Annotated in this window: 15 protein-coding genes; 2 read left to right on the top strand and 13 right to left on the bottom strand. The window is 47.0% G+C overall.

Going from position 1 to position 16227, the window contains the following annotated elements; translation table 11 throughout:
- Positions 1–223: 223 nt before the first annotated feature.
- Genes urtE through urtA form a run of 5 tightly spaced genes read right to left on the bottom strand, consistent with a single transcriptional unit; the run spans position 224 to position 5768 of the window.
- Positions 224–919: an urea ABC transporter ATP-binding subunit UrtE gene (gene urtE / locus FCN51_RS20670; RefSeq protein WP_014457460.1), complete on the bottom strand. Its 696-nt coding sequence runs from the start codon at positions 917–919 to the stop codon at positions 224–226.
- Positions 920–957: 38 nt separating this feature from the next.
- Entirely contained in the window at positions 958–1698 is a 741-nt protein-coding gene (urtD, locus tag FCN51_RS20665) for an urea ABC transporter ATP-binding protein UrtD (protein WP_160256727.1), read from the bottom strand.
- Entirely contained in the window at positions 1695–2834 is a 1140-nt protein-coding gene (urtC, locus tag FCN51_RS20660) for an urea ABC transporter permease subunit UrtC (protein ID WP_003624678.1), read from the bottom strand. Before urtC ends, urtD begins: the two co-directional genes overlap by 4 nt.
- Positions 2831–4435 carry an urea ABC transporter permease subunit UrtB gene (gene urtB / locus FCN51_RS20655; RefSeq protein ID WP_160256726.1) on the bottom strand — a complete coding sequence of 535 codons (1605 nt, stop codon included), beginning with the start codon at positions 4433–4435 and terminating at the stop codon, positions 2831–2833. Before urtB ends, urtC begins: the two co-directional genes overlap by 4 nt.
- Positions 4428–5768, bottom strand: coding sequence for an urea ABC transporter substrate-binding protein (gene urtA / locus FCN51_RS20650; protein ID WP_003624681.1), 1341 nt, complete (start codon positions 5766–5768; stop codon positions 4428–4430). Before urtA ends, urtB begins: the two co-directional genes overlap by 8 nt.
- A 139-nt stretch (positions 5769–5907) precedes the next feature.
- Here urtA and FCN51_RS20645 point away from each other — a divergent pair, with 139 nt between their 5' ends.
- A complete protein-coding gene (locus FCN51_RS20645) occupies positions 5908–9225 on the top strand; it encodes a hybrid sensor histidine kinase/response regulator (RefSeq protein WP_160256725.1) in 3318 nt (1105 codons plus the stop codon).
- Complete coding sequence (locus tag FCN51_RS20640) at positions 9222–10109, top strand: response regulator transcription factor (protein WP_014457464.1); 888 nt, start codon at positions 9222–9224, stop codon at positions 10107–10109. The genes FCN51_RS20645 and FCN51_RS20640 overlap by 4 nt, the downstream gene beginning before the upstream one ends.
- Before the next feature lie 30 nt (positions 10110–10139).
- Here FCN51_RS20640 and FCN51_RS20635 read toward each other — a convergent pair whose 3' ends face one another.
- The 8 genes from FCN51_RS20635 to FCN51_RS20600 form a co-directional block, all read right to left on the bottom strand.
- On the bottom strand, positions 10140–10589 hold the full coding sequence (locus FCN51_RS20635) for a hypothetical protein (RefSeq protein ID WP_003624688.1): 450 nt from the start codon (positions 10587–10589) through the stop codon (positions 10140–10142).
- 50 nt (positions 10590–10639) lie between these two features.
- On the bottom strand, positions 10640–11761 hold the full coding sequence (locus FCN51_RS20630) for a porin (protein WP_160257170.1): 1122 nt from the start codon (positions 11759–11761) through the stop codon (positions 10640–10642).
- 356 nt (positions 11762–12117) lie between these two features.
- Positions 12118–12732 carry an urease accessory protein UreG gene (gene ureG / locus FCN51_RS20625; protein ID WP_003624691.1) on the bottom strand — a complete coding sequence of 205 codons (615 nt, stop codon included), beginning with the start codon at positions 12730–12732 and terminating at the stop codon, positions 12118–12120.
- Positions 12729–13394 (bottom strand): urease accessory protein UreF, encoded by a 666-nt coding sequence (locus tag FCN51_RS20620; RefSeq protein ID WP_201762627.1) that lies wholly within the window; start codon positions 13392–13394, stop codon positions 12729–12731. The genes ureG and FCN51_RS20620 overlap by 4 nt, the downstream gene beginning before the upstream one ends.
- Positions 13395–13404: 10 nt before the next feature.
- Positions 13405–13890 carry an urease accessory protein UreE gene (locus FCN51_RS20615; protein WP_160256724.1) on the bottom strand — a complete coding sequence of 162 codons (486 nt, stop codon included), beginning with the start codon at positions 13888–13890 and terminating at the stop codon, positions 13405–13407.
- The gene (gene ureC / locus FCN51_RS20610; RefSeq protein ID WP_019088128.1) at positions 13890–15596 is read right to left on the bottom strand and encodes an urease subunit alpha; all 1707 of its coding nucleotides are present in this window, start codon (positions 15594–15596) and stop codon (positions 13890–13892) included. Before ureC ends, FCN51_RS20615 begins: the two co-directional genes overlap by 1 nt.
- The gene (locus FCN51_RS20605) at positions 15593–15937 is read right to left on the bottom strand and encodes an urease subunit beta (RefSeq protein WP_019088127.1); all 345 of its coding nucleotides are present in this window, start codon (positions 15935–15937) and stop codon (positions 15593–15595) included. The genes ureC and FCN51_RS20605 overlap by 4 nt, the downstream gene beginning before the upstream one ends.
- On the bottom strand, positions 15921–16223 hold the full coding sequence (locus FCN51_RS20600) for an urease subunit gamma (RefSeq protein WP_019088126.1): 303 nt from the start codon (positions 16221–16223) through the stop codon (positions 15921–15923). The genes FCN51_RS20605 and FCN51_RS20600 overlap by 17 nt, the downstream gene beginning before the upstream one ends.
- Positions 16224–16227: the final 4 nt, after the last annotated feature.

The raw sequence follows: 16227 nt of genomic DNA, 5'->3' as shown, positions 1-16227 counted from the left end.
TTTTAAGAAAGACTTACAGGCAGTTATTTCAAGATATTCTGGCTTTTTTCGATTATTTTCGGACATATGCTAAGCTTCCACTGCAAAATATACTTTGCAGGGTTTCGCTATAGCTGCACTTATTCAACATTTTTAATAGTCAAACAGATATTCTACAAAGCAGCGTAAGCAACAATTCGTCTCTACGCTGCAATGCAGAAGGCTTTTTTGAAGCTTTGCTTTCTTAAATTGCAATATTGGCGCGTACTTCTTCTGCATCCAATTCTTCAACTTGCCCAGAAAGTATAATTTTGCCCCTATCCATAACCTCTACGGTATCGGCAAGATTAAATGCAAAATCAAAATATTGCTCTACCAACACAATGGCCATATCTCCACGGTCTCGCAGCATAGAGATAATAGAACCAATATCTTTAATAATATTGGGTTGAATACCTTCTGTTGGTTCATCCAACACTAAAAGCCGTGGGCGGATAATAAGGGCCCGCGCAATAGCAAGCTGTTGCTGCTGCCCCCCTGAGAGATCTCCCCCACGCCGATCAAGCATTTTTTCCAACACCGGGAAAAGTTCAAAAACTTCGTCTGGTATTTTTCTGTCACGCCGCTTGAGAAGGCCAAATCCTGTTTCAAGATTTTCGCGCACACTCAGCAAAGGAAAAATATCCCGCCCTTGCGGCACCGTCGCAATGCCCCGCCTTGCACGATCATAAGCAGAAAGGTTTGTGATATCCTCCCCTTCCCACATAATTTTACCTGAACTCACAGCATGCATGCCTGTAATGGCGCGCATAAGGCTAGTTTTACCAACCCCGTTACGCCCCAGCACACATGTAACCTTACCTGCACATGCTTCTAACGAGACACCGCGCAAAGCAATTGCAGCCCCATAATGCAGATGCACATCCTCAACCCTGAGCATAAGGACGCCCTCCTTTTTTGCATTTACGGTTCAGCATTTTAGCGACCAAGGTAAACCTCGATAACTCTTGGATCATGACTGACATCTTCCAGATCACCTTCCGCCAGAACAGATCCTTCATGCAGCACTGTTACTGTCACTCCTAATGCACGCACAAAGTCCATATCGTGCTCTACAACAACCACACTACGTGTTTGATTGATTTCTCGGAGCAACTCTGCTGTTGCCATGGTTTCTGCGTCTGTCATGCCTGCTACAGGTTCATCCACCAAAAGCAAATCTGGCTCCTGCCCTAACAGCATGCCTATTTCCAACCACTGCTTTTGCCCGTGGCTCATTCCGCCAGCCTGCCGGGCTGCATGGTCTTTCAAACGCGTAATTTCCAAAATCTGGTTAATACGTTCCTGCTCTTTGCCTGAAAGGCGCGCAAGCAAAACAGAAAAAGGTGCTCGTATACCGCTTAAAGAAAGCAAGAGGTTTTCCTGCACCGTTAATGCTTCGAACACTGTTGGTTTTTGAAATTTACGGCCGATGCCCAACCGTGCGATTGCTGGCTCATCCAGTTTGGTTAGATCTTCTCCACAAAACTGAACTGTGCCTATATCTGGGCGTGTTTTCCCTGTGATGATATCCATCATCGTGGTTTTGCCCGCACCATTTGGGCCAATAATTGCCCGCATTTCTCCAGGACGCAATGTAAGGTTCAAACCATTAATAGCCCGAAAACCATCAAAAGTTACGCTTACATCACGCATTTCTAGCAATGGTGTTTCGCTCATGCCTCTTCTCCTTCCGGGTTAGAGACTTCAGGCGTAACTTCTTCGGGCGGCTTTTTAGCAAGATGATGGCGCAGCCCCATAAGCCCTTGAGGCAGGAAAAGAGTGGTAACAAGAAAGAGCAAACCAAGCCCATACAGCCAAAACTCTGGCAACCATGCGGTAAAAAGTGTTTTGCCACAGTTTACCAATACAGCCCCAAGCACAGACCCTGACAAGGTACCACGCCCACCCACGGCAACCCAGATAACAGACTCAATAGAGTTAGCGGGAGCAAACTCACCGGGGTTAATAATACCCACCTGCGTTACATAAAGGGCACCACCGATACCAGCCACCATGGCTGAAAAAACCCATATCAGCAGCTTGGCCTGTTCTGGCCGGTATCCTAAAAAACGCGTGCGACTTTCTGCATCTCTGACTGCCACAAGCAAATACCCAAACCTGCCCGATACAAGCCAGCGAGACAGCAACAAACATGCTGCCAGAACAAATCCTGTAATCACCAAAAGTGCCGCACGCGTAAGGGGTGAATGCAAATCAGCCCCCAGTATATCTTTAAAGTCTGTCAGGCCATTATTGCCACCAAAGCCCAAACCATTCTGAAAGAATGCCAACATCAAAGCGTATGTTAGAGCCTGCGTGATAATGGAAAGATAGACACCTGAAACACGAGACCGAAAAGCCAGCCAGCCAAACACACCTGCCAGAAGACCGGGAACAATCAGCACCAGCAGCATAGCCCACGCAAAATGATCTGTTCCCCACCAGTACCATGGAAGTGACTTCCACGATAAAAAGATCATGAAATCTGGCAAATCGGGATTACCGTAAACACCTCGCGTGCCAATTTCCCGCATAAGGTACATGCCCATGGCATAGCCACCCAATGCAAAAAATGCTGCATGCCCCAATGTTAAAATACCTGCAAAACCCCAGACAAGATCAACAGATAAAGCAAGAATGGCATATGCCAGATATTTACCCGCCAATGAGACAACAAAGGCTGAAACATGCAGCGGATTTGCTTCTGGAAGAAGGCTTGCGCCTGCCAGCACAATTGTAACCGCAAATGCCACGGCAGCCATGCGTATGGCACCAGGAAAAGACTTTGTGGCTGAAGGTGATAGCGCATTCATGACTCTACCCCCCGACCACGCACAGGGAACATACCTCTGGGATGCCGCTGAATATAGAGAATAACCAGAACAAGAATGGCAATTTTAGCAGATACAGCTCCAATAGTGGGCTCCAGTATTTTTCCGCCCATACCGAGTGTCATGGCTGCAGCTAATGTACCCCACAAGTTGCCAACACCACCAAATACAACCACCATAAAACTATCGATAATGTAGGATTGGCCCAGATTAGGGCTCACATTATCAATCTGACTAACGGCCACGCCAGCCAACCCGGCCAGTCCAGCACCCAGCCCAAAAGCCAAGGCGTCTACTCGTGGCGTGCGTATTCCCATCAGCGCTGCCATACGACGGTTTTGTGTAACGGCGCGCATTTCCAAACCGAGGGATGTTTTACGCATCACCAACATAAGCGCACCCAGAACCAAAAAGGCAAAAACAAAAATTGCCAATCTGTTCAAGGTAATATCCACACTTCCGATCATCCATGACCCAGAAAGCCACGCGGGTGTTACAACTGCAATATTGGTAGGCCCAAAAATGGACCGAATAGCCTGCTGAAGAATGAGAGAAAGCCCCCATGTAGCCAACAGGGTTTCAAGCGGCCTGCCATACAGAAAGCGAATTAAGCCGCGTTCAATAAGAATACCCAACAAGCCACACACACAAAACGCAACAGGAATTGCCACCAAAAGGGAAACAGGCTCTAACCATGGAACTGTCGCCCGAATCCCCTGCTGCACCATCCAGGTTGTATAGGCGCCAATCATCATCAACTCACCATGAGCCATGTTGATCACACCCATGACACCAAATGTAATGGCCAGCCCAGTTGCTGCCAGCAGCAAGACAGAGCCGTAGCTCAGCCCGTAAAAGGCATTTTGCAGTACGCTCCACACACGCTGTTTTAAATCTATGCTGGAAACAGTTTCTGCTGCGGCCTTACGCACTTCTGCCGCTTCGTGATCCGATGCAGCCACAACAGAAAGTAACCCACGTGCTTCCAGATCCCCTGCTGAACCCAGCATTTTTACAGCAGCCAGACGAGTGGCTTCTTGCCCGGATTGTGCGGGTTGCGCCAACAGTATTGCTGCATGAGCCTGCTCAAGCTTCATGCGCACATCGCTACTTTTTTCACGTGCTAGAGCATGATTGATCGCAAGCAACATAACCGGGTTATGTTGCGCGTACATTTGTGTTGCTGCTTTTACACGCACTGCATCTTCTGGAGAAAGCAATTCCAGTTCTGCATTTGCGCTTGCCAGAACCTGGCGAACATGATTGTTCATCCGCACAGGTTTCAAATTTTCCGGCATATTTTGCACGGACTGACCTGTACGCGCATCAACATAAGTTGTGCCAGTCCGAATAAAAATCCCTCCTGCAGGAGAATAAAACAGATGCCGTTTTTCCAAGGCATCTATAACATCTCCAGCACGTGGATTACCTGAAGCGACCAAAGCCGAAACAGTATCGGCTATGGTATTAAACTGGCCACTTTCCAAACCTGAAAACTCGTCTGCTGCTGCCACTCGCATTCCTGAAAATGCAAGTAACAGGCAGACAATACCAGCCCACAGAAAATGGCTGAACCTACGCATGCTTTTTACCGATACACGTTTTGGTGGCTGTATTGTAATTTCCGCACGAAATTGGCTTGCTCCAATCACCGATCAGATTTTTGGTTTCTGGAACCCATGGTGACCAAGCCTGACCAGCTATTGTGCTAGGCGTTTTCCAAACAACACTAAACTGACCATCTTCCTGAATTTCACCAATATATACAGGCTTTGTCAGATGATGGTTCGGCAACATTTGTGCGATACCACCCGTAAGATTGGGTTGGCGGATACCAATCATGGTATCTATCACCTTATCATGATCTGTAGTGCCAGCCTTGGTTACAGCCTGCACCCACATGTTGAAGCCAATATAATGAGCTTCCATTGGATCATTTGTTGTGCGTTTCGGATTTTTTGTAAATTCATGCCATTGTTTGATAAAGGACTTATTTTCTGGCGTATCAATGCTTTCAAAATAGTTCCATGCGGCAAGCTGCCCAACCAATGAGGCTGTATCCATGCCAGCCAATTCTTCTTCGCCCACGCTAAAAGCCATCACCGGAATATCTGTTGCAGAAATACCCTGGTTTCCAAGCTCCTTATAGAAAGGTACGTTGGCATCACCATTAATGGTGGAAACAACAGCCGTTTTTTTACCAGCAGCCCCAAATGCCTTAATTTGGGAAACAATGGTTTGCCAATCAGATTGTCCAAATGGTGTATAATTCACCATAATATCTTCGTCTTTAATGCCTTTAGACTTCAGATAATTAGCAAGAATCTGGTTTGTAGTCCGTGGGTAAACGTAATCTGTACCCACCAAGGCAAAACGCTTGGCACTGCCGCCCTCTTCACTCAGCAGATAATCTACTGCAGGAATAGCCTGCTGGTTAGGCGCTGCACCTGTATAGAAAATATTACGGCTACATTCCTGCCCTTCATACTGCACCGGATAGAATAAGATCCCATTAAGTTCCTCAAATACTGGCAATACAGATTTGCGGGAAACACTGGTCCAGCACCCAAACACGGCATCTACTTTATCAACAGAAAGAAGCTGTCGGGCCTTTTCTGCAAACAAAGGCCAATTGGATGCCGGATCTACTATGACTGGCTCCAGAGGACGGCCCAGCAAGCCACCTTTGCGGTTTTGCTCCGCAATCAGCATGAGCATGACATCTTTGAGTGTCGTTTCACTAATGGCCATTGTCCCGGAAAGGGAATGCAAAATACCCACCTTAATGGGCTGCCCTGTAGGCGCTGCGGCCAAGGCTTGGCCTGGCCGATATGCAGCACCTATGGCTGCAACTGATGATGCTAGGGCTAGGCGCCCAAACGCACGACGGGAAAGTTTTGGCAAGATGTCGGACATAAGAAAGCACTCCAGTTGCTGCTAGATCCTACGTCAGCGCATCACGCTATATTTTCCTATACGCATGATTGCGTATGGTTTCATACCGCCTTATGTTACGATACTATAATAAGATATCCAGAAGATCAGGAATCCGCTTTTGCCTCATGATGCCAGCCGCCTGCGTATCGTGCGTACTCGCAGGGCATATAATCGCTGGGCAGCAGACCAGACTTTTGAAGATTATGCACTGCGCTTTACAGCCCGAAGTGCCCGAACAGCTACCCCCATGCGTGCAGCCTTTACTGCCTTGGGCTCTATCTCGTTTCTGGCATTAGAAGCTATTGGAGGCACACTTACACTGGCTTTTGGTTTTACCAACACAGCCATTGCCATTGCATTTGTAACGGTTCTTATTTTTTGTATTACCCTGCCACTATGTGCCACAGCGGCAAGATCTGGCTTAGATGTAGACCTTTTAACACGTGGGACAGGTTTTGGTTATATTGGATCAACTGTTACATCGTTGATTTATGCCAGTTTCACATTTATTTTTTTCGGTCTGGAAGCTGCCATTCTTGCGGGCACCTTACACATTCTTCTGCATATTCCGTTATGGCTTGCCTATCTTGCATGTGCGGTAGTTATCATCCCACTAGTTGCGCGTGGTATAACATTTATTGCAAAATTTCAGATTATTACTTTCCCTATCTGGTTTATTCTGAACCTCTTGCCGTTATCCATACTCGTTATGCAACACCCGCTCTGGCTTGCTGAGTGGACACATTTTTCTGGGTTGGTACCCTACAAATCAGGCATTGATACTCTCGCCATTGGCAGTGCTGCTTCCGTTATGATCGTTCTTGTCTGCCAAAGCGCAGAACAGATCGATTTCCTACGCTTTCTGCCTCCGCTTACAGCACAGAACAAACGACAATGGTGGAGTGCTCTTATTTTAGGGGGGCCTGGCTGGATTATTCTGGATGCGGGCAAGCTTCTTGCCGGGTCTTTTCTAGGGTGGGTTGCTTTACGCGCAGGTTTTTCCCCCTTGCAAGCCACACAACCCGGCCTGATGTATCATTTAGCCTGGAGCAGCTTTACGCCTCCGGCCCTTGCTACAGCTCTTACTATTGCTCTGGTGGCTGTATCTCAAATCAAAATTAATATTACAAATGCATATGCAGGATCTCTCGCATGGTCTAACTTTTTCTCTCGCCTTACACATTCTCACCCAGGACGCGTCTTCTACGTTCTTTTTAATATCACTATTGCCTTAGTTCTTATGGAAGCGGGATTGGTAAATACAATCCAGACGGGAATCACCTTTTATGCCGTTCTGGCGTGCGCATGGATTGGTGTTATCCTTGGGGATGTTACTATCTGCAAACCCCTAAAACTTTGCCCCTCAGAAATAGAATTCAAACGCTCATTACTGCCTGATCTCAACATTGTTGGTATTGGTGCCTGGGCTTTAGGGGCAGGAATTGGCACACTTGCCTTATCTGGCGTATTGGGCATGCATGCTGCTGCTTTTGCGCCGTTTCTGACACTCTTTTTTGCCTGTGGCACAACCCCTCTTCTCGCCCGTCTGACGCATGGGCGAACGTACATGGCACGCCAGCAACCCGCACAATGGAATACCCAACCAGTTATGCGCTGCGTGATCTGTGAGCATGAGTTTGAAGCCGAAGATATGACCTCGTGCCCAGCATATGGAGGCACCATCTGTTCTCTGTGCTGCTCACTTGATGGGCGATGCCATGATCGTTGCAAGCCTATAGCAACTCATCTTTCATACCAACTCACTACCCCATTACGTACCTTACCTTCCAAACTAAGGCGCATTCTCGTGTCCCCCGGCGGACGTTTTGTGTGCCTCCTTATTTGTATTATTTCTGTGCTTGGGCTGCTCGCACACAAAACGAATCTACCGCTTGATGGCACATTGCTATTTGTGTTTTTAGCCTGCGTTATAGGCGCATGGCTTTTGGTGATGGCACAGGAAGGCCGCAAAACAGCAACACGGGAAACACTGCATCAAACACGCCTGTTGATGAACGAGATACGCGCACGCAGGCGTATGGATCAGGCATTACAAAGCGCACGTGAAAAAGCAGAAGCCGCCAGCTTGGCAAAAACACGTTATATTAGCGGCATCAGCCACGAAATTCGCTCCCCCTTAAATGCAATTATGGGTTACATTCAATTATTACAGCATGACACACGCATGCCCACAGAACGGCAGCAAACACTCAGCATTATGCGGGAAAGTGGTGATCATATCACAAGCATTCTTTCTGGGCTTCTGGATATTTCACGGATTGAAGCAGGGCGCATTGAATTACATTCCGACACAATTCCACTTGTAACTTTTCTAGAATCTGTTGCTCAGATGATGCGCCCGCAAGCACAAGCAAAAGGGTTAAAGTTTTACTGGAAACCCCAGTTTTTACCGTCTGTTGTAACGTGTGATGAGCATCGCCTTCGGCAAGTTTTGCTCAACCTTCTTTCAAATGCCATTAAATACACACAACAGGGTTCTGTTACTTTTTCTGTGCGCTGGCATGCTCAGATTGCCGAATTTACCGTGGAAGATACGGGACCTGGAATTTCTATTGAAGATCAAGAACGTATTTTTGATCCCTTTGAACGCGCAGCCGCAACAGCCAATATTCCCGGCACTGGACTTGGGCTGACAATCACCAAGCTTTTAACAGAAGTGATGGGTGGAGAATTAACCTTCACTAGCACGATGGGCAAAGGTTCCTGCTTTAAACTCCGCCTTATGCTGCCCGATAAAGATATTCAGCTCTCGCCTGTGCTACCGGCGTTTCCTGTTGGGTATGAAGGGCCTAAACGTACAATTGGCATTGTCGATGATAATTCCAGCCACCGCCAGATTATGCGGGAACTTCTGGAGCGCTGCGGCTTTAATGTGCGCGATTTTGAAAATGGACAAGAGTGTCTAGACTGTCTCGATCTGGCAAGCCCAGATTTATTATTGCTTGATCTTACTATGCCTGAAATGGACGGACGCGAACTTGCTTTGCGTATTCGGCAAACTTCTGCAACCCATCTTCCCATAATGTTTCTAACTGGTAATCTTGTAGAAAGTGCCAACCGGCATGTTGCCTCTTTGGAGGATTGCCCCGTTATTGGAAAACCGGTTAATCTTTCCATGCTTATTCAGGAAATAGGAAATATTCTTTCTTTATCATGGATTTTCCCACAATCTGATATAGCATCTCAACCAGAACAACCTGAATTGCAGGCCCCCGTAAGCCATTTACCAGAACCAGAGCGCCTTTATTTGCTAGCAGCTTTAAATGGCGGTAACTTGAAGCAACTACGGGAAAGATTAACCTCTTTGCAATCAGAAAAACCTATGTTGCAGGATATTCTTGCCCCATTGGCAAAAATGGCTGCCACCTATCAACTGGAAGCACTTCGCATCCAACTGGAGCAGGACGAGACATGAAAATCTCATCCACCCAACGTCGTACCATTCTCATCGTTGATGATGACCCATCTGTACTTGGCATGATGGATGAAACACTCTCTGATAATGGATATTCTGTACTTTTGGCACAATCTGGGGCCTCAGCCCTAGAAGTTGTCGCCCGCACAGTGCCCGATCTTATTTTAGTAGATGCCCTTATGCCCGGCATGACGGGATGGGAAGTATGCGAAACGCTACACCAAGACTATCGCCTTTCATCCATTCCATTAATATTCATGACAGGCTTAACAGAAACAGAACACGTACTGCGGGCTTTTGAAGCCGGAGCAGTTGACTACGTTACAAAACCTTTACGGCTTGAAGAAACTCTGGCGCGTATCAGTGTGCATATAGAAGCTGCAGCCCGTATTCGCACTGCTCAAACAGCACTGGATAGTGCTGGCCGCTTTCTGTTCGCTGCAACTTCAGGGGGGGCGTTGTTATGGCGTACGCCCCAAGCAGCAGAACTTTTAGATAAAGATGAACTTGATTTACCTGCCATTCTCAGCCGGTTTTCTACACTTCCCCCACCAGGGCAAGTGATTGACCAAAAACAAGTAGAAGAAAATGAGGTTCTTATTACCTTTGTTGGCGTTTCATCAGCAGATGAGCTTTTATTCCGCGTTTCTGCCCGCGCACTTTTGCCAGAAAAAACCTTGCAAGAAGCACTCAATATAAGTGCACGTGAAGCAGAAGTATTACTATGGATTTCTCGTGGAAAAACAAGCCGAGATATTGCAGATATTCTTCTGGTAAGCCCCAGAACCATAGATAAACATATTGAGCAGATTTATAATAAAACAGGTTTAAGCACCCGTTCTGCTGCGGCTGCAACTGCATCTAGGATCCTGCAAGAACGATAAGCAGGATCCGTAAGTCTTTTATTTCAAAATTTATCGCGTCTGCTCATCCAACAAACGTTCATCATCCGCATCTGGCAAGGTCATAGCAGGACAAACTTTATGTTCCTGTGCCTTCCTGATATCTGCAAGCTGCAATTCCAGCTTGTTTATACGTTCATCAGAAATATCTTCCTTTAATGGCTTACCTGCGGGTGTAAGTGTTACGCCGTTCATTACCCCGATACCGGGGATAGGATCCAGCTTAACGTAAAAACCGTTGTTATCCGTATCAGTTCCCTTCTTTTCAGCTATGGCTTTTTTCTTTTTCAGCGCAGATACCTGATCTGAAACCCGAACTTCTTCTGCAAAAAGATGTCGGCAATCAAGGTTCTGAATATCTGAATCTGCGTATGCAGCTCCGGCAAAAAGACCGCAGAATACCACGAATGCCTGCTTCAGGCTTCGATGCATCATGATCTGCATTTTGTTATCTCCCGACATCCTTCAAACATCCAATATTTCAGAAAATGATCAATTATGCAGAGATGATTTTAGTATTGGAGTTGCATACCCAACAGAAAAGCGTTTGATGCTTTTGTGTGTGCCTCATGATACCTAACATAATCCAACGTAAAGCGTAGATTATGTCCATCCAACACATAGTTTGCACCGGCATCAAACTGTGTGGTTTTAGGGTGCCCTGAACCATACAAATCTTTTTTGAAGCGGAATTCCTGATACCTTACCAGTGGCTGCAAACGCCCCCACCCCAATGTATACGGAATAAGGTAAGCTGTGCTTGCAAGAAAAGCGGTGCCATCACTAATCCCACCAACATTTCCGTATTCTGCCGCCCTTTGGCGATAGCCAGAAGCAATATCCTGTACACCACCCGTATAATACTGATAATAGGCACCTTCTAACGTATAAACACCATGCTTAGCATTTTTCCCGATCTTTTTTTCAAAAAGACCATCAATATTCCAGGCCTTATAATCACCTTTATCCTGCGCCGTACCCACACCATCAGTTTCGTACTGGCCTGCCAAACCGATAGCGAGAATATCGGCTTTACCATAATACGTACTCGCCGTGTAATAAGCTGGTGATGGTTCTGGATCCAGAAAGTTATATTCCAACCGTGCAGCAAACAAAGGATGCTCACCATAGTTAGAGCCGCCCTGCACCCAGTTATGGCCTCGGTACACACCCGCCATATACCGGAAATGGTCTTTTGCCAGCTTGCCCCATACTGTAATACCATCATCACGTCCGGACCATGCCCCAGGATATTGTGAGACAAAGGGGAAAGCGTAAGTACTAAGGAAATATGGACCATCCAGATTGGACCGGTCACTTGGCGTCAGCATACGGCCCATCCAGACATTAAAGAATTTCCACGGTTCAATCTGAAGGATGCCATCCAGAACGTTCCAGTTACCATCACGCAAACGCTCAAGATTAAGCGTGCTTTTTACGTATTTATGGAACTGCGCTCCCATATAAATACGTAAATCATTAGCACTGGCAGCTCCAGAATGTGCTGGGGTGGCATTAGGGTCATTGGAAAGGTACTGCCCGCGCACACCAACACCCAAGGTAAAAAACTGATCCTTGCCAAAATTAAAAGTTGCCGCCGCATGGGATGACTGCGGCAATGCTGCGCTGACCACGGCACAAAGAGACAGAACTGTTGTTCCACACTGAAACAATTTTGTTTTACGACTTGATGAAAACCGCGATAGCAACGCGACCATGACCTTCCCCCTTGTAGCCATAATTGCCAAATGGCCATGTCGTTACATTACGATAACGAATCTTTTTGGGGATATGGGTGAAATTACCTAGACCGGATCAGAAACAGAAAACCCAATTATAATTTTGCAGAAAAGACACAATTTATCGTCCTGCTACAGGAGACAGTTTTTTATTTAAAATTAAACGAAGCCATCCCACCTACGAGCTATCTTGCTAGATTTAAAGAAATCAATAGCTCATAGGTATATTATTAAAGGTATTATTTTATCTACTAGAGCGCACCACGTTCAATAATAAAACGTGCAATATCTTCTACACCTTCGCCAGCCCTAATATTTGTAAAGACAAAGGGACGTTGACCACGCATTTTGCGGCTATCCCGATCCATAACGCTTAAATCTGCCCCTACATATGGCGCAAGATCAATCTTATTAATCACCAGTAGATCACTACGCGTAATACCCGGCCCACCTTTGCGGGGAATTTTATCTCCGGCAGAAACATCAATGACATAAATGGTCAGATCAGCCAGTTCTGGGCTAAAGGTTGCCGCCAGATTATCTCCCCCACTTTCTACCAAAATGAGATCAAGCTTTTCAAAGCGCTCTGATAATTCCGCAATACCGGCCAGATTAATACTGGCATCTTCCCGTATTGCTGTATGCGGGCAGCCACCTGTTTCTATCCCCATAATACGTTCTGATGGCAAAGACCCTGCTCTGGTCAGAAACTCTGCATCTTCACGCGTGTAAATATCGTTTGTTATGGCTGCAATATTATATACATCTCTAAACCGACGACATAAAGCATCCATCAATGCTGTTTTACCCGTTCCTACGGGGCCACCAATACCCACACGCAGCGGACCATATTTTATATCTGTCATGTTCTGAAGAGCCTTGTGATCTGAGTTTCATGGTGCATGGCAGCAAGATCTGCACAAAAGCATGTGCCACCAATGTCTTCTAATGTCAGGTTATGTGTTTTCTGAGCGGCTTTCTGCAACTCAGCTTCCAAACTTACCAAGGCCCGCAATCCATCGGTTTGCCCTAAAGGCACCAAACGTACAGCAGCAGAAACCAAAGCAGCAATAGCGGCATATCCACCAGCCAAAACCGCTTGCTGGCGAGATACACTGCCATACCGAAACACAACACCTTGCGCGACCGGCAGAGGCCAACGGACATCAGGAGGGATAATATCCTTTGGCACAATATTCCAAACTGCAGCAGCTTTTCGAAAGGCCTCTCCTTGATACACCGTTTCTTCATAACGCTCACGCGATGAGGCACAGGCACAGGCAAGCTCAGCAACTTCATACAGTTGTCCCGGATCATATCCGGCATCCCAAGCAGCCTGAAGAATTATAAGATCATTCTGCAAACTTCCATGATGAAGAAGAACTTCTATCCATTGGCATAATGATGTCACATTATTTACATCACCATTCTCCACTGCCCATTCCAAGCCATGACTATAGGCATAGCCTCCTGTAGGAAATGCAGGTGACACCCATGAAAGAAGACGCAGGAAATCCTTACCTTCCATGCTTTGTGCCTCAATTATGGGAATGTTGGACATGTCCATTGTCATGCTGGTGAACACCAATCCGCCCTGCATACGCACCACTTTCGGGGTCAAAGGCAGCCATAACCATATGCACATGTCCACCAAGGCCACGGATCATGTCTGCAATGACATGATCATGCCGTATCAAAATACGATGTTCCTCGATGGCTGCAGGAAGGTGGCGGTTTCCAATATGCCAAGCCAGACGCAACAGATGTAAGCTGTTTCCGGCTGTGACTTCCATAAGTTCTTCCGGGAGTGATCTTACCAAAATAATGCGGCCATCTTCCAATTTCAGTCCATCACCAGCATGCAATAGCCGTGCATGTTCCAGATCAAGAAGAACCTTTTCTCCAGATTGCAGATCAATCACCAAACGTCGGCGATGACGTCCCTCATAATCGGCCGCAAAAATTTCTGTTGCCGCTGCTTCTGGCCAACTTCCTGCTGGAAGAATTTCAATTATACGTTGCATCAGAACAGAAAATACCTTTGAGCCATAGGAAGAACTTCTGCAGGTTCGCATGTCAGCAACACACCATCAGCACGCACTTCATACGTTTCGGGGTCTACTTCGATATGCGGCATGGCATCATTATGGATCATGCTGCGTTTACCAATACCTTCTCGTGTATTGGACACTGCTGAAAGTTTACGTTGCAGCTTAAGTTTATGCCCTAAATCATCTTCCAATGCGGCCTGAGAAACAAATGTCAGGCTTGTATGTGTAAGTGCACCACCATATCCGCCAAACATCATACGGCCATGCACCGGTTGCGGGGTGGGAATAGAAGCGTTGGGGTCCCCCATCATGGCATAAACAATTGCACCGCCCTTAATCACCATTTCCGGCTTTACACCAAAAAAAGCAGGCTCCCACAAAACAAGATCTGCCAATTTTCCAACTGCGATAGACCCCACCTCATGGGCAAGGCCATGCGCAATGGCCGGGTTTATGGTATATTTGGCAATATAGCGTTTAACGCGGTTATTATCTGCAGCACCATCTCCAGACAGCGCACCACGCTGGAGCTTCATTTTGTGCGCTGTTTGCCATGTTCTTAAAGGCACTTCCCCCACACGCCCCATAGCCTGACTGTCAGATGACATCATGGAAAGCACGCCCATATCCTGGAAGATATCTTCAGCGGCAATGGTCTCACGCCGAATACGGCTTTCTGCAAAAGCGATATCTTCTGGAATTTGCGGATCAAGATGATGGCATACCATCAACATATCCAGATGCTCATCCAGCGTATTAACTGTATAGGGGCGCGTTGGATTGGTAGAAGATGGTAAAACATTTGGCAAACCAGCTACACGTATAATATCTGGTGCATGCCCTCCACCAGCACCTTCTGTATGAAAGGCATGAATGGTGCGCCCTTTGAAGGCTGCAATTGTATCTTCTACAAACCCGCTTTCATTCAGCGTGTCTGTATGAATCATCACCTGAACATCCATGCGATCAGCCACACTCAAGCAACAATCAATGGCCGCTGGTGTTGATCCCCAATCCTCATGCAATTTCAGGCAACACGCCCCTGCCCTTACCATTTCTTCCAATGCTTCAGGACGTGATGCATTCCCCTTACCTGCAAATGCCAGATTAACAGGAAAAGCATCTGCTGCCTGGAGCATACGTGCCAAATGCCACGGACCAGGTGTACATGTTGTGGCCGCGGTACCTGTGGCTGGTCCCGTGCCTCCACCGAGCATAGTGGTTATACCGGAAGATAGAGCCTCTTCTATTTGTTGTGGGCAAATATAGTGAATATGACTATCAATTCCACCCGCGGTCAGTATTTTACCTTCTGCGGCAATTATTTCTGTACCAGGACCAATAATAATATCTACCCCAGGCTGAATATCCGGGTTTCCTGCTTTACCTATTGCAGCAATGCGCCCATCACGCAGTGCAACATCTGCTTTAACAATACCCCAATGATCAACAATCAGCGCGTTTGTGATAACCGTATCTGCGGCCCCTTGCGCACGAGATAATTGTGATTGCCCCATACCATCACGAATGGTTTTTCCGCCACCAAACCGCGCTTCTTCTCCATAAATGGTAAAATCTTTTTCTACTTCTACAAGCAGAGCTGTATCTGCCAGCCGCACGCGATCCCCTGTAGTGGGGCCAAACTGGCCTGCATATTCGTAGCGGGAAAGGCGTGTCATTTATCTATGCTCCCCATCACTTCCCCTCGGAAGCCGAATACTTGGCGCAGGCCGCGTAATGGAACGAGTGTGACTTCTCTGATCTGGCCAGGTTCAAAGCGAATGGCACCGCCTGATGGCACGTTCAGCCTCCAACCTTTAGCTTGTTCACGCTCAAATTCCAGAGCGGGATTCACTTCATAAAAATGATAATGGCTACCCACCTGTATGGGACGATCCCCTGTGTTGGCAACCATCAGCTTGCGTTGTGGCTGCCCCTCATTCAAAACAATCTCACCTTGCGCCACCAGAATTTCTCCGGGCACGGCATCTGCAGGCAAAGCATCAACGTATCGGGGCATGTACTGTCACCAATTTTGTTCCGTCAGGAAAAGTTGCTTCCACTTGCACATCGTGAATCATTTCTGGCACACCTACCATAACCTGATCACGCGATAACACACGCCCACCACTTGCCATGAGTTCTGAAACACTCTGACCATCCCGCGCACCTTCCACAACGTGGTCTGTAATAAGAGCAACTGCTTCAGGGTAATTTAACCTCACCCCACGCTCTAATCTGCGCCGCGCCACCATTGCCGCCATAGCAATCAGCAATTTATCTTTTTCTCGGGGTGTTAGTTTCATAGCT

It is taken from the genome of Acetobacter pasteurianus, from assembly GCF_009914215.2.
Lineage (GTDB): Bacteria > Pseudomonadota > Alphaproteobacteria > Acetobacterales > Acetobacteraceae > Acetobacter > Acetobacter pasteurianus.
This window is presented reverse-complemented; position numbering and strand designations above follow the sequence as displayed.